This window comes from Inhella sp., assembly GCF_041912635.1.
Taxonomy (GTDB): Bacteria; Pseudomonadota; Gammaproteobacteria; order Burkholderiales; family Burkholderiaceae_C; genus Inhella.
Genome location: NZ_JAYRMO010000017.1, coordinates 1 through 13788, shown reverse-complemented (window position 1 = coordinate 13788; position 13788 = coordinate 1). Strand labels below are relative to the sequence as shown.

Genomic DNA, 13788 nt, shown 5'->3' with positions numbered 1-13788 from the left:
TGTGCTGATGGCAAGCCTGCTGGCCGCCTGCGCCAGCACGCCGCCCGCGCCACCGCCGCGCCTGCCCGCCTTCCGCGTGGCCCCGGCGGACTTCGGCGCGCCGCTGCAGCTGGTGCAGCGGCTGCAGGTGCTGCAGCTGCGCGAGGGCCAGCGCGCGCCCAAGGAGCGCCAGCTCGACACCCTGCTGCAGCTGGACGGCGATGCCCTGCGCCTGGCCGCGCTGGCCCTGAGTCAGCGCGTGCTGACCCTGGTGTGGGACGGCCGCGAGCTGCTGGTGCAGCGCCACCCCATGCTGCCGGCCGAGGTGGACCCCGAGCGCGTGCTGCGTGACATCGCGCTGGTGTTCGCGCCGCTAGGCGCGCTGCGCCAGGGTCTGGGCTCGGAGTGGGCGCTGAGTGAAGCGGAGGGCCGTCGCGAGCTGCGCCTGAACGGCGAGCTGCTGCTGGTGGTGCATTACCTGCAGGGCCGCGAGCAGGTCGAGATCGACAACCGCGCCGAGCGCTACCGGCTGCGCATCGAGTCGCGTGCGGCCGAGGGAGCGGTGTGATGAACTTCCATCTGAATGCCCTCGGCCTGGTCTGCGCCGCCGGTGCCGACCCGGCCGGGCTGGCGGCCGCGCTCTGGGCCGATCAGCCCAGCGGCGTGCAGGCCGAGCCCTGGCGCGATGGCCGCGAGCTGCATCTGGGCCGCGTGCGCGCTGCGCTGCCAGCCTTGGACGCCAACCCGGCCTTCGCCAGCCGCAACAACGCCCTGTTGGCCGCCGCGCTGCAGCAGATCCGCCCCCAAGTGGATGCGGCCATTGCCCGCCACGGCGCCACACGGGTGGCGGTGGTGCTGGGCACCAGCACTTCGGGCGTGGGCGAGGCTGAGCAGGCCTGGGGCGAGCAGGCGCGCAGCGGCGCGCTGCCCGCAGGCTTCGACATCCGCCAGCAGGAGATCGGCTCGCCCGCGCTCTACCTGGCCCACAGGCTCGGCCTGGGCGGCCCGGCCTTCGTGGTCTCGACCGCCTGCTCGTCCAGCGCCAAGGCCCTGGCCAGCGCGGCCCGCCTGCTGCGCGCCGGCCTGGCCGATGCCGTGCTCTGTGGCGGTGCCGACAGCCTGTGCGACTTCACGGTGGCCGGCTTTGCCGCGCTGGAAGCGGTGAGCGGCCCGCGCTGCAACCCGATGAGCGCGAACCGCCAGGGCATCAACATCGGCGAGGCCGCCGCGCTCTTCCTGATGGAACGCGAGGGCACCGGCCCGCGCCTGGCCGGCTGGGGCGAGAGCAGCGATGCCCACCACATCTCCGCCCCCGAACCCAGCGGCCGCGGCGCCGAAGCCGCGATGCGTGCCGCGCTCCTCATGGCCGATCTGCAGCCGGCCGACATCGGCTACCTGAACCTGCATGGCACGGCCACGCCGCACAACGATGCGATGGAGTCGCAGGCCGTGGCGCGGGTGTTCGGTCTGGACCTGCCCTGCAGCTCCACCAAGCCGCTGACCGGGCACACCCTGGGCGCAGCCGGCGCACTGGAAGCGGCGGTGGCCTGGCTGACCCTGCAGGGCGAGGGCCGGCTGCCGGTGCACCATTTCGACGGCGCGCGCGACCCGGCGCTGCCCGCCATCCGTCTGGTCCGCCCGGGCGAATGCCTGACCCGCGCGCCGCGCGCCGTGCTGTCCAACTCCTTTGCCTTTGGCGGCAGCAATGCTGCGCTGCTGCTCTGCCGTGATGACTGAAGTCGCTATCGACGAACTGGTGCCGCACCGCGGCACGATGAGCTGGCTGGGCCGTGTGCTTGAAGCCGGCGAGGAGCACCTGGTGGCCGAGGCCACGATCGGTGCCGACCATCTGCTGCTGCGCGACGGACAGCTGAGCGCGGCGGCCGGCATCGAATACATGGCCCAGGCCGTGGCGGCCTGGGCGGGTTCGTGCCGCCGCGCGGCGGGCGGGGCGCCGAAGATCGGTTTCCTGCTCGGCACGCGGCGCTACACCTGTTCGCGTGCGTGCTTTCGGGTGGGCGAGGTCCTGCGCATCCGCGTCGAGCATCGCTTCCAGGCCGACAACGGCCTGGGACAGTTCGAGGCTTCGATTGAGATCGATGGGGTTGAAGTGGCGCGAGCCAGCTTGAATGTGTTCGGGCCGGAGGAGCCAGAGGCTTTCCTGAACGGGCAGGGCCTGTAGACGCTGGCGTTGAGAACTTAGATCGATGGAATCCATGAACCCCGACCAAACCATCCTCGTCACCGGCTCCAGCCGCGGCATCGGCAAGGCCATCGCCCTGCGCCTGGCGCGCGACGGCTACGACACCGTCATCCATTGCCGCAGCCGCCGCGACGAAGCCGAGCAGGTCGCGCAGCAGGTGCGTGAGCTGGGCCGGCAGGCGCGCGTGCTGCAGTTCGATGTGGCCGACCGCGCTGCCACCGCTGCCGCGCTGGAGGCCGACCTCGAACAGCACGGCTGCTACTACGGCGTGGTGGCCAATGCCGGCATCGCGCGCGACAACGCCTTTCCGGCCATGCCGGCCGAGGATTGGGATGCGGTCATCCACACCAACCTCGACGCCTTCTACAACGTGCTGCACCCGCTCACCATGCCGCTGGTGCGGCGCCGCAAGCCCGGGCGCATCGTCACGCTGGCGTCGGTGTCGGGGATCATGGGCAACCGCGGGCAGGTGAACTACAGCGCCGCCAAGGCCGGCATCATCGGCGCCACAAAGGCGCTGGCGGTCGAGCTGGCCAGCCGCGCCATCACCGTGAACTGTGTGGCGCCGGGGTTGATCGAGACCGACATGGTCGAGCCCGAGTTGCTGGCCGAGGCGCTGAAGATCATTCCGGCCAAGCGCGTGGGCCAGCCCGAGGAAGTGGCGGCGCTGGTGAGCTTCCTGATGGGCCCGGATGCGGCCTACATCACGCGCCAGGTGATTTCGGTGAACGGGGGGATGGTGGGATGAAAGCCTTGAAGCGAGTGGTGTGCACCGGCGTCGGTGCCCTCAGCCCCCTGGGCCATGACTGGGCGACGGTGCAGCAACAACTGCGCGAGCGCCGCAGCGCGGTGCAGCGCATCGCGGGCTGGGCGGAGATTGAGGGCTTGAACACCCAGGTCGGCGCACCGGCCGCGCACTTCGAGCTGCCCAAGGAGCGCTACAACCGCAAGACCATGCGCAGCATGGGCCGCGTCTCGGTGCTGGCCTGCCGGGCCACCGAGCTGGCGCTGGAGCAGGCCGGGCTGCTGGGGGATCCGCTGGTGACCAGCGGTCAGATGGGCATCAGCTACGGCAGCTGCTCGGGCGAGCCGGCCGCCTTCGGCGACTTCGCTTGCATGATGCGCGACAAGACCACCGAGGGCATCAACGCCAACACCTACATCAAGATGATGTCGCACACCGCGCCGGTGAACATCGGCGTGTTCTTCGGCATCACCGGGCGCATCGTCACCACCAGCAGCGCCTGCACCTCGGGCTCGCAGGGCGTCGGCTACGCCTTCGAAGCCATCCAGACCGGCAAGCAGATCGCCATGGTGGCCGGTGGCTCGGAAGAGCTGGACGCCAGCCAGGCCGCGGTGTTCGACACGCTCTTCGCCACCTCCACCCGCCACAACGACAGCCCCACGCTGACCCCCAGCCCCTACGACGCCAGCCGCGACGGCCTGGTGCTGGGCGAAGGCGGCTGCAGCCTGATCCTGGAAGAGCGCGAGCACGCGCTGGCGCGCGGCGCCAAGCCGCTGTTCGAGATCGTCGGCTACGGCACCAACAGCGACGGTGCCCATGTCACGCAACCCAAGGCCGAAACCATGGCCATGGCCATGCGCCTGGCCCTGGCCGATGCCGGGCTGCCGCCCGAGGCGATTCCCTACGTCAACGGCCATGGCACGGCCACCGAGCATGGCGACATCGCCGAGAGCCAGGCCACCCAGGCGGTGTTCGGGTCGCGCGTGGCGATCTCGTCGCTGAAGAGCTTCATGGGCCACACCCTGGGCGCCTGCGGTGCGCTGGAGGCCTGGATGACGGCCGAGATGATGAAGAGCGGCTGGTTCGCGCCCACGCTCAACCTGCGTCAGGTGGACCCGCGCTGCGCCGAACTGGACTACCTGATGGACGGCGGCCGCGCGCTCGACACCGAGTACGTGATGAGCAACAACTTCGCCTTCGGCGGCATCAACACCTCGTTGATCCTGCGCCGTTGCTAACGATTCGAAACGGGTGGCTGGGCACAATCGCCGCGCTTGCCACCCACCAACCCCGAGGAGGAGAACCCATGCGTCAAACCCTGAAGAGCCTGGCCGCCGTGCTGGCCCTGTCCGCCCTGCTGGCCCCGGCCGCCCAGGCCCGCGACACCGTGTTGCACATCAAGCTGTCCGACGTGCTGGAAATGCCCGACGCCAAGGGCAAGCTCGATGGCGACGTCAAGTTCTACCTGGCCGGCGCCAAGACGCCCAAGGTGCTGAAGGAACTGGGCAGCGACACCACCAACCAGAAGACCAATGGCGTGGGCAAGTCCGACGAATTCGGCTGCAAATGGGCCATCCTCTCGGGCCTGATCGCGCTGGAAAAGAAGGCCAAGCAGAACGGCGCCAACGCGGTGGTCGACATCGTCAGCTACTACAAGAAGAACGAGGTCAAGAACCCCGAGACCATCGAGTGCCATGCCGGCAGCATCATCATTGGCGCGGCGCTGAAGGGCACCTACGCCAAGGTGGCCGAGTAAGGTGAGCCTGCAGATCTGCGTGGCGCCGCTGGCGGCGCTGCTGACGGATCTGCCGCCCATACCCGAAGCCTGGCTGACGCGCAGCGAAATGACGCGTCACCAGTCTTTTTCATTGCCCACGCGCCGGCAGCGCTACCTGGCCGGGCGCTGGCTGCTGCGCCGGCTGCTGGCCGCCGCCAGCGGCCAGGCCCTTCCGCAGCTGGAGCAGGACGCCGAGGGCCGCAGCCTTTGCCCGGCGCTGCCCTCGTGGCGGCTCTCGCTCAGCCACAGCGGCGACTGGTTTGGCGCCGCCGTGGCGGAAGAGGTCCTGGGCATCGACATCGAACAGCCGCGCCCCGGGCGCGATCTGGCCGCTCTGGCGGCCGGCCTGGGCCTGCCGGACGCGGCGGCGCCGGCCTTCTACCGCCACTGGACGCTGGGCGAAGCCTGGCTCAAGCAGGGCCCGGGGCCGGGCCTGCTGGCGGCGCAGCGCCAGCTGCGCTGGGTGCCGGACGCACAAGGGGCGGGGCGCTGCTGGCACCAGCCGGCGCATGACTTGCATCTGGCCCTGTGGGCGCCGCCCCAGGCCGCGCCGCGCTTCTGGCCCTACCCCGGCACGGCGCCCCTGGCATGGGCCGACCAGGGCCGCTGGCGGCCGGCCAGCGATGATCCCGCCCTGAACCGGAGTTTTTCCCCATGAGTGCCCCAGCCGAACAAGCCCAGATCACCCTGCAATCCCCCGACGGCGCGCGTGCCACCTTGCTGCTGCATGGCGGCCAACTCGTCAGCTGGGTGCCGGCGGGCGGCGCCGAGCAGCTCTACCTGTCACCCACCAGCCGCTACGGCGCGGGGGTGGCGGTGCGCGGGGGCGTGCCGGTGATCTTTCCGCAGTTCAGCGAACAAGGGGATGGGCCACGCCACGGCATCGCCCGCACGCGCGCTTGGGAGCTGGTGCAGCAGGAAACCGGTGACCGGGACGCCCTGGCCGTGCTGCGCCTGCAGGACGACGCCGACACCCTGCGCGCCTGGCCGCAGGCCTTCGCTCTGGAGCTGACGGTGCGCATCGCCGGGCGCACGCTGGAGATGGAGCTCGCGGTGGAGAACCGCGGTGAAGCGCGCTTCGCCTTCCAGGCCGCCTTGCACAGCTACTGGGCGGTGGAAGACGCCGCTCGCGTCGTCATCGAGGGCCTGCAGGACCGCCGCTACCTGGACAGCCTGCGGGGCGAGGAGGGCGTGCAGCACAGCCATCGGCTGGAACTGCTGCAAGGTCAGGCGATCGACCGCATCGTCTACGGCCCCTCGGCGCCGCTGCGCCTGATCGAACTCGGCGAAACCGGCACGCGCCGGCTGTTGATCGACAGCGAGGGTTTCGACGACGCGGTGGTCTGGAACCCCGGTGCGGACCATGGCCTGGCAGACCTGCCCGCCGAGGATTGGCGCCGCTTTGTCTGCCTGGAACTCGCCCAGATCGAGCACCGGCCGGTGCTGGACCCGGGCGAAGAATGGGTCGCGCGTCAGACCCTCACTTGCCTTTAGCCTGTGCGGGCGGCTGGATGGGCTTGAGCCCACCGCAGTCCGCCCCCAGCCAGCGCGCCTGCACCTGGGTCTTCATGGTTTGTGCCTGGCCTTTGCCGGTGCTGGTGAACTGCATGTCGCTGCGATAGCCCTCGCCGCCGCTGAAGGTGGTGCGGCCCTCGCCGTGACCCTCCTTGCACTGGACCTTCCAGCGCCAGGTGCTGCCGCTGCGCTCGACGACCTCGGTCTTGCAGTCGTTCTGGCCCTGCGGGCTGCCCCAGGCACTTTCCTTCATGGATTCCGCGCTGAAGCACATGCGGATGCCGCCGTTGGCCAGGTCGATGCCCTGGGCCTTCATGCGCTCCTGCATCATCTTGCGCACCTCGGGGGGCATTTGCGCCATCTCCGGGGGCATCTGGCCGGGGGTGGGCATGGGCTTGCCGTCCACCTCCAGGCTCAGGGTCTTCATCTCCCACAGGCCGGGTTTGGAGGGCGGGCTTTGGGCCAGCGCGGTGCCGGCCAGCAACAACAGGACCAGGGCTCGCATCACGCCCTCCTTACTTGGCCTTCAGGCAGTTGGACATGAATTTCTTGCGCTCTTCGCCGGCCAGGCTCTTGGTTTTGGCGTCGGCATTGCAGGTCTTCATCCTGTCTTGCTGGGTGGCGGGGGCTGCAGGTGCTTCAGGCTTGGCCTTCAGGCAGTTGCTCATGAAGCTCTTGCGCTCCTCGCCGGCCAGGTTCTTGGTCTTGGCCTCGGCATTGCAGTGCTTCATCTTTTCCTGTTGCGGGCCGGCCCAGGCGCCACCGGCGGCCAAGGCGAACACAAGCATCAGGGGCAGGGCTTTGATCTTCATCGCGTTTCCTCTCTGGGTGGATGCCAAGATGGCGGGGGGATCTTCCGTGAAGCGGCGCCCGCGTGGGGCTACAAGATGCGACGCGGGTGGGCCAGTTGCTCGTGCGCTGCATGCAGGCGCCGCACCAGCACCTTGATGAAGGCGCGATCGAAGCGGTGCTGGCACTCGCCCGAGAGCGAGCCGATCAGCTGCGGCGTGAAGCTCACCGTGGTGCAGACCTGGGTGACGCGCACATCGGTGCTGTGGGTGCGCATCTCGGGGTTGGGCGCCAGGTAGGCCATCTCGCCCACCGAGGTGCCCACGCCCAGCTGGGCGGCCACGCGGCTGTCGCGCACCACCTCCACGGCGCCCAGGGCAATGATGTGGACGGTGTTGCCTTCCTGACCCCGCTTGAACAGATGGTGACCGACGGGGTAGCGCCGCCAGCGCGCGCGCCGCACCACCTCCCACAGCTCCACGTCACCGAACTCGGCAAAGAATTCCAGCTCACGCAGCAGGTTGAAGCGCTCGGAGTCCTTCACCTCGGTGAAGCGTGCCAGCGGGATCAGCTGCTTGGCCACCAGATCGGAGAGGGCGCGGGCGAACTCGTCCCAGTCGCGGTAGCGGTCTTCGGGGCGCTTGGCCAGGGCGCGCAGCACCACCGCGTCCATCTCCGGGCCCACGCCGTCGCGCAGCTCCTGCAGGGACTTGGGGGGCTGGTGGTAGATCTGGTGCATCAGCGCCATCTGCGCCGGCGCCTCGAAGGGCGGTTTGCCGGCAATCAGGTGGTAGAGCACGGCGCCGAGCGCGTACATGTCCGCACGGGCGTCCAGGTCGCCGCCTTCCAGCTGCTCGGGTGCCATATAGGCGAGCGAGCCGACACGGTGCACCTGGGTCTGGTCGCTCTCCAGGTGCAGGGCAGAGCCGAAGTCGCTGACCTTCACGTCCACCGCCTGACCCTGCTCGTCGATGACGGCCAGCAGGTTGGCGGGCTTCACATCGCGGTGGATGAGCCCTTGGCGGAAGCAGTAGCCCAGCGCCATCGCGCACTTGAAGCCGAGTTCGACGATCTGGTCGAGCGGCAGCAGGCGGTCGGCGCGGCAGAAATGCTTGAGGGTGACGCCCGGCACGAACTCCATGACCAGATAGGGCTCGGGGGCGTCCGTCACGGCGTCGAGGATCTGCACCACGTTCGGGTGCGTGAGCCGCCCGGCCAGCGAGGCCTCGGCGGCGAAGAAGTGGTCGCGCATGTTCAGCGCGGCCTCGCCGCTCAGACTGCCTTCCTTCCAGGCGCGCACCTTCTTGATCGCCACATGGCGGTCCTGGAAGGCGTCGTGGCAGAGAAAGACGTCGGCCGTGGCCCCCTCGCCCAGGCGCCGGATCACCTTGTACTTGCCGATGTGGCTGGGCAGCTCCGCCTGCGAAGGCGGCTCGCTGGCCGGGAAGGTGGAGCTCGGCGGCAGGCTGTCGCCGGTGGTCGAGCTGGCGGGCGGGGTGGACATGGGGCCTGATCCTGCCACCAGTCCTGCGGGGCGGCCATGCGGGCTTGAGAGCAGTTGTTGCTTCGCCTCCTAGAATCTCCAGCATGATTCATGCCACCCAGGCCCTGCTCGATGCCTTGGGCGCCGCCCTGCGCGAGATCGCCCCCGAGAACCCCCCCGCTCCCACCTTCGAGGCCCCCAAGCAGGCCAGCCATGGCGATCTGGCCGTCACCTCGGCCATGCAACTGGCCAAGGCGCTGAAAGCGAACCCGCGTGAACTGGCCACCCGGCTGGTGGCGGCGTTGAACGCCCAGCCCGCGGTGCAGCAGTGGGTGGACGCCATCGAGATCGCCGGCCCCGGCTTCGTGAACCTGCGCCTCAAGCCCGCCGCCAAGCAGGCGGTGGTGGCCGAGGTGCTGCAGGGCGGCGCCGCCTTCGGCTGCCAGCAGGTCAAGGACCCGCGCCGCGTGCTGGTGGAGTTCGTCTCCGCCAACCCCACCGGTCCCCTGCATGTGGGCCATGCCCGCCAGGCCGCCTTGGGCGACGCCGTCTGCAGCCTGCTGGCCACCCAGGGCCATGAGGTGACGCGCGAGTTTTATTACAACGACGCCGGCGTTCAGATCGCCACGCTGGCACGCAGTACCCAGCTGCGCCTGCAGGGCTTCAAGCCGGGCGACCCCTGCTGGCCCACCGACCCCGAGAACCCCGAGAGCAAGGGCTTCTACAACGGCGACTACATCCAGGACATCGCCGACGCCTTTGCCCGCAAGGAAACCGTCAAGGCCGATGACCGCGAGTTCACCGGCTCGGGCGACCTCGAGGACTTGGACGGCATCCGCCAGTTCGCCGTCGCCTACCTGCGCCACGAGCAGGACCTGGACCTGCAGGCCTTCGGCCTCAAGTTCGACAACTACTTCCTTGAATCCAGCGTCTACGCCAACGGCCAGCTGGAAGCCGCCGTGCAGCGCATGGTGGACAGCGGCAAGACCTACGAGAAGGACGGCGCGCTCTGGTTCCGCTCGACCGACTACGGCGACGACCAGGACCGCGTGATGCGCAAGCGCGAGGGCGGCTTCACCTACTTCGTGCCCGACGTGGCCTACCACGTCAACAAGTTCAATCGCGGCTACAGCCAGTGCATCAACATCCAGGGCACCGACCACCACGGCACCATCGCCCGCGTGCGCGGTGGCCTGCAGGCGCAGGGCCTGGGCATCCCGCTGGGCTTCCCGGACTACATGCTGCACAAGATGGTCACCGTGATGCGCGGCGGTCAGGAAGTGAAGATTTCCAAGCGCGCCGGCTCCTACGTGACGCTGCGCGACCTGATCGACTGGACCAGCCGCGACGCGGTGCGCTTCTTCCTGATCAGCCGCAAGGCCGACACGGAGTTCGTGTTCGACATCGACCTCGCGCTGAAGGCCTCGGACGAAAACCCGGTCTTCTACGTGCAGTACGCGCATGCGCGCATCTGCTCGGTGCTGCGCACCTGGGGCGGTGCAGTCGGTGCCGGTGCGGATCTGAGCCTACTGACGGCACCGACCGAACTGGCCCTGATGGCCAAGCTGGCCGAGTTCCCCAAGATGCTGAGCCAGGCCGCCAAGGACCTGACGCCGCACGACATCGCGTTCTACTTGCGCGATCTGGCCGGCGCCTTCCACAGCTACTACGCGGCCGAGCGCTTCATCGTCGATGACGCCGCGCTCTGCCGCGCCCGCATGGCCCTGCTGGCGGCCACCCGCCAGGTGCTGGCCAACGCATTGGCCGTGTTGGGCGTTTCGGCCCCTGAATCCATGGCCCGGGAAGACCGAGAGGAATCTGCTGCATGAGTGAAGCGAAGAAGGCGCCTGCGTCGAAGTCCGGGGCGCAGAAGGGTGGTTTTGGCCTTGGCCTGGTGGTGGGCCTGCTGCTCGGCCTGGCCATCGCCCTGGGCGTGGCGCTGTACGTCACCAAGGTGCCCATCCCCTTTGTGGACAAGACCCCGCAGCGCAATGCCGAGTTGGACGCAGCCGAGGCCGCGGCCGACAAGAACTGGGACCCGAATGCCGGCCTGAACGGCGGCAAGAGCCGCGTGGCGGCCAGCGGGGTGGTGGTGGCGGCCTCGGTGCCATCGGCCCCGGCCAGCGCGGCACCCGTGTCCGCCCCGACCCCGACCCCCGCGCCGCAGGCCAGTGCCGTGGCCACCAAGCCGACCGAGCCGGCCGCCAGCAAGCCGGCGGGCGCCGACCCCTATGTCTACTTCGTGCAGGCCGGCGCCTTCACCAAGCCCGAGGAAGCCGAGCAGCAGCGCGCCCGCCTGGGCCTGCAGGGCTTCAATGCCAAGGTCTACGAGCGCGAGGCCAATGGCCGCGTGGTGTATCGCGTGCGCATCGGCCCCTTCGACATGAAGGCTGACGCCGACACCCTGCACGCGCAAGTTCAGGATGCCGGCCTCGAAGCCGCCGTGGTGCGCGCCCAGCGCTGATCAACCGGAAGTCCCCGATGAAGCACTCGACCCGACGCCAGGCCCTGGGCCTGCTGGCCGCCAGCCCCCTGGGCGCCCTGCATGCGACGGCTCAGGCCTCCGACTGGCGCCCCGGCCCCGAGCATTTCCGCCGCCTGCGCCAGCCGCTGCGCCGCCCGGCCGGCAAGCTCGAACTGATCGAGTTCTTCTGGTACGGCTGCCCGCATTGCTTCGAACTGGAGCCGCATCTGCAGGAGTGGCTCAAGCGCCTGCCGCCCACGGTGGAGTTCAAGGCGGTGGCCGTGCCCATCCGCGGCTATTCGGTGCAGCACCAGCGCCTGTTCTTCACCCTGCAGGCTATGGGGGTGGAGCACAAGTTCCGCGCCAGCATCTTCCAGGCCCTGCATCGCCAGGGGCAGGAGCTGGGCAATAGCGTGGAGATGATCAAGCTGCTGCAGCCGCAGGGCCTGGACGTGGCGCTGTTCGAGCGCACCTGGGCGGCCTTCGATCCCAAGGCTTTCAGCGCGGCCCAGATCCGTGCCGCCAATCAATTGGCCGACGACTACGGCGTCGAGGGCGTGCCCACGCTGGGCCTGGGTGGGCTCTACACCACCTCGCCTTCGCTGGCGGGCGCCGGCCAGCCGCCGGCCGAGGCAGCGCGCCGCGCCCTTGCTACCGTGGACTTTCTGATTCAGAACTTCGGCAAGGTATGACCCCCCCGCAGCGCTCTGCGACCGATCACTTGAGAACCGCAATGGACTTTGACAAGAAGCTCAACCGCCGCACTGGCCTGACCCTGCTGGCCGCTGCCGCCGCCGGCCTGCCGACCCTGTCCGCTGCTCAGGGCGCGCCGCGCGCCGGCCAGCATTACCGCAAGCTCAGCCAGCGCCTGCCCGCCAGCCCGGGCAAGATCGAGGTGGTCGAGTTCTTCTGGTACGGCTGCCCGGCCTGCAATGCCTTCGAGGCCGTACTGCAGCCCTGGGTCAAGCAGCTGCCGCCCACCATGCAGTTCCGCCACAGCCACATCGGCGGGCGCGCGCAGGTCAAGCCGCACCAGCGCCTGTTCTTCGCGCTGCAGACCATGGGCGTGGAGCACCAGTTCCGCAGCGCCATCTTTGCGGCCATCCACCAGCAGCACCAGGCGCTGGACAAGCCCGAGGACATGATCAAGCTGCTGCAGCCCCTGGGCCTGGATGTGGCCAAGTTCAACAGCACCTGGGCCGCGCTGGACCCCAAGGCGATGGGCGGCGTGCGCATCGCCCAGGCCGACAAGCTGGCCGAGGCCTATGGCCTGGACGGCGTGCCCACGCTGGGCATTGGCGGGCTCTACACCACCTCGCCCAGCAAGGCCTCCACCGGCGAGCAGCTCAACGCCCTGCAGGGCGGCCAGCGCGCGCTGATGGTCACCGAATACCTCGTCAACAACTTCGGCAAAGCCTGATGAAGCGCTACCTGCCCTTGCTGGCGCTGGCGCTGGCTCTGCCGCTGGCCCAGGCCGCCAAGGACGACCGCACCAAGCCGCTGATCATCGAGAGCGACCAGGGCGGCACCATCAACCAGCAGACCGGCCGTACCGAATGGACCGGGCCGGTGCTGCTGGTGCAGGGCAGCCTGCAGGTGCGCGCCAGCCGCCTGGAAGCCGAGCGGCGCGCGGACGACAGCCACTTCGCCGTGGCGGCCGGCAAGCCCAGCGAGCCCGTGCGCTTCAGCCAGGCGCTGAATACGCCGGGCGAGACGCTGGAGGGCAGCGCCGAGCGCATCGAGTACGACACCCGGGCCGAGACCGTGCGCTTTGCCGGCGGGGCCCTGGTGCGCCGCATGAAGGGCAACCAGGTGCTGGACGAACTGACCGGCGCCACCATCGTCTACAACAGCCGCTCCGAGATCCTCAGCGTTGAGCCCGGCCAGACCTCGCCGCAGCCGCAGGGCAAGGTGCGGGTGGTGATGATGCCCCGGCCCGCGCCGGCGGCCTCGGCGTCGGCCCCGGCCGCGCCCGCCAGCAGCGTGCCCCTGCAGACGACGCCGGCCCTGCCGCCGCCGAAGAAATGACGCAGGCTCCCAGCCGCCTGGAGGCCCAGGGCCTGCAGAAGAGTTATGGCGTGCGCAAGGTCGTCAAGGACGTGCACGTCTCGGTTTCCGGTGGCGAGGTGGTGGGCCTGCTCGGCCCCAACGGTGCTGGCAAGACGACGAGCTTCTACATGATCGTCGGCCTGGTGCGCGCCGATGCCGGCGTGATCCGCATCGACGGCCAGGAGGTGCAGCACCAGCCCATCCACCGCCGCTCGCGCCTGGGCCTGAGCTACCTGCCACAGGAAGCCTCAATCTTCCGCAAGCTCAACGTCGAGCAGAACATCCGCGCCGTGCTGGAGCTGCAGCTTGACGAGAAGGGCAAGCCCTGGGCGGCGGCGCGCATCGACGCCGCGCTCGAAGGGCTGCTGAAGGATCTGTCGATCGAGAAGCTGCGCGACACCCCGGCGCCCGCGCTCTCGGGCGGCGAGCGCCGCCGCGTGGAGATCGCCCGCGCGCTCGCCACGCAGCCGCGTTTCATCCTGCTCGACGAACCCTTTGCCGGCGTGGACCCGATCGCCGTGCTGGAGATCCAGCGCATCATCCATTTCCTCAAGGAACGCGGCATCGGGGTGCTCATCACCGACCACAACGTGCGCGAAACCCTGGGCATCTGCGACCGCGCCTACATCATCAGCGACGGCCGTGTGCTGGCCGAAGGGGAGCCCGAGGCCATCGTGGCCAACCCCGACGTGCGCAAGGTCTATCTCGGCGAGCATTTCAGAATGTGATGCCCCCAGTCTTGTCGCTTCGCTCCTTCGCCACCCCCCAAGGGGGCGCGCCCGCC

Annotated in this window: 17 protein-coding genes; 14 read left to right on the top strand and 3 right to left on the bottom strand. The window is 69.5% G+C overall.

What is annotated here, in order from left to right; translation table 11 throughout:
- Positions 1-7 precede the first annotated feature (7 nt).
- The 8 genes from ACE3QP_RS11465 (at position 8) to ACE3QP_RS11430 (ending at position 6198) form a co-directional block, all read left to right on the top strand.
- Entirely contained in the window at positions 8-547 is a 540-nt protein-coding gene (locus tag ACE3QP_RS11465) for a DUF3261 domain-containing protein (RefSeq protein WP_374436186.1), read from the top strand.
- The gene (locus ACE3QP_RS11460) at positions 547-1716 is read left to right on the top strand and encodes a beta-ketoacyl-ACP synthase (RefSeq protein ID WP_374436185.1); all 1170 of its coding nucleotides are present in this window, start codon (positions 547-549) and stop codon (positions 1714-1716) included. Before ACE3QP_RS11465 ends, ACE3QP_RS11460 begins: the two co-directional genes overlap by 1 nt.
- Positions 1709-2161 (top strand): 3-hydroxylacyl-ACP dehydratase, encoded by a 453-nt coding sequence (locus ACE3QP_RS11455; protein ID WP_374436184.1) that lies wholly within the window; start codon positions 1709-1711, stop codon positions 2159-2161. Before ACE3QP_RS11460 ends, ACE3QP_RS11455 begins: the two co-directional genes overlap by 8 nt.
- 34 nt (positions 2162-2195) lie before the next feature.
- Positions 2196-2930: a 3-oxoacyl-ACP reductase FabG gene (gene fabG / locus ACE3QP_RS11450; RefSeq protein WP_374436183.1), complete on the top strand. Its 735-nt coding sequence runs from the start codon at positions 2196-2198 to the stop codon at positions 2928-2930.
- The gene (locus tag ACE3QP_RS11445; RefSeq protein WP_374436182.1) at positions 2927-4165 is read left to right on the top strand and encodes a beta-ketoacyl-ACP synthase; all 1239 of its coding nucleotides are present in this window, start codon (positions 2927-2929) and stop codon (positions 4163-4165) included. Before fabG ends, ACE3QP_RS11445 begins: the two co-directional genes overlap by 4 nt.
- A 68-nt stretch (positions 4166-4233) precedes the next feature.
- Positions 4234-4683, top strand: a complete 450-nt coding sequence (locus tag ACE3QP_RS11440) for an excinuclease ATPase subunit (RefSeq protein WP_374436181.1) — start codon at positions 4234-4236, stop codon at positions 4681-4683.
- 1 nt (position 4684) lies between these two features.
- Positions 4685-5362: a 4'-phosphopantetheinyl transferase superfamily protein gene (locus tag ACE3QP_RS11435; protein ID WP_374436180.1), complete on the top strand. Its 678-nt coding sequence runs from the start codon at positions 4685-4687 to the stop codon at positions 5360-5362.
- Positions 5359-6198: a D-hexose-6-phosphate mutarotase gene (locus ACE3QP_RS11430; RefSeq protein WP_374436178.1), complete on the top strand. Its 840-nt coding sequence runs from the start codon at positions 5359-5361 to the stop codon at positions 6196-6198. The genes ACE3QP_RS11435 and ACE3QP_RS11430 overlap by 4 nt, the downstream gene beginning before the upstream one ends.
- Here the strand turns inward: ACE3QP_RS11430 and ACE3QP_RS11425 are convergent.
- From ACE3QP_RS11425 to ACE3QP_RS11415, 3 genes are all read right to left on the bottom strand, one after another.
- Entirely contained in the window at positions 6185-6724 is a 540-nt protein-coding gene (locus tag ACE3QP_RS11425) for a DUF3617 domain-containing protein (protein ID WP_374436177.1), read from the bottom strand. The two genes, ACE3QP_RS11430 and ACE3QP_RS11425, sit on opposite strands and share 14 nt — an antisense overlap.
- A 10-nt stretch (positions 6725-6734) precedes the next feature.
- The gene (locus tag ACE3QP_RS11420; protein ID WP_374436176.1) at positions 6735-7031 is read right to left on the bottom strand and encodes a PsiF family protein; all 297 of its coding nucleotides are present in this window, start codon (positions 7029-7031) and stop codon (positions 6735-6737) included.
- A gap of 68 nt (positions 7032-7099) precedes the next feature.
- Positions 7100-8512 (bottom strand): protein kinase, encoded by a 1413-nt coding sequence (locus ACE3QP_RS11415; protein ID WP_374436175.1) that lies wholly within the window; start codon positions 8510-8512, stop codon positions 7100-7102.
- An 83-nt stretch (positions 8513-8595) separates the two neighbouring features.
- Here ACE3QP_RS11415 and argS point away from each other — a divergent pair, with 83 nt between their 5' ends.
- Genes argS through lptB form a run of 6 tightly spaced genes read left to right on the top strand, consistent with a single transcriptional unit; the run spans position 8596 to position 13732 of the window.
- Positions 8596-10320, top strand: coding sequence for an arginine--tRNA ligase (gene argS / locus ACE3QP_RS11410; protein WP_374436174.1), 1725 nt, complete (start codon positions 8596-8598; stop codon positions 10318-10320).
- The gene (locus ACE3QP_RS11405) at positions 10317-10955 is read left to right on the top strand and encodes an SPOR domain-containing protein (RefSeq protein WP_374436172.1); all 639 of its coding nucleotides are present in this window, start codon (positions 10317-10319) and stop codon (positions 10953-10955) included. Before argS ends, ACE3QP_RS11405 begins: the two co-directional genes overlap by 4 nt.
- 17 nt (positions 10956-10972) lie before the next feature.
- Positions 10973-11647 (top strand): thiol:disulfide interchange protein DsbA/DsbL, encoded by a 675-nt coding sequence (locus ACE3QP_RS11400; RefSeq protein WP_374436171.1) that lies wholly within the window; start codon positions 10973-10975, stop codon positions 11645-11647.
- Positions 11648-11688: 41 nt separating this feature from the next.
- Positions 11689-12375 carry a thiol:disulfide interchange protein DsbA/DsbL gene (locus ACE3QP_RS11395; RefSeq protein WP_374436170.1) on the top strand — a complete coding sequence of 229 codons (687 nt, stop codon included), beginning with the start codon at positions 11689-11691 and terminating at the stop codon, positions 12373-12375.
- The gene (lptA, locus tag ACE3QP_RS11390) at positions 12375-12983 is read left to right on the top strand and encodes a lipopolysaccharide transport periplasmic protein LptA (RefSeq protein ID WP_374436168.1); all 609 of its coding nucleotides are present in this window, start codon (positions 12375-12377) and stop codon (positions 12981-12983) included. The genes ACE3QP_RS11395 and lptA overlap by 1 nt, the downstream gene beginning before the upstream one ends.
- On the top strand, positions 12980-13732 hold the full coding sequence (gene lptB, locus ACE3QP_RS11385; RefSeq protein ID WP_374436166.1) for an LPS export ABC transporter ATP-binding protein: 753 nt from the start codon (positions 12980-12982) through the stop codon (positions 13730-13732). The genes lptA and lptB overlap by 4 nt, the downstream gene beginning before the upstream one ends.
- Positions 13733-13788: the final 56 nt, after the last annotated feature.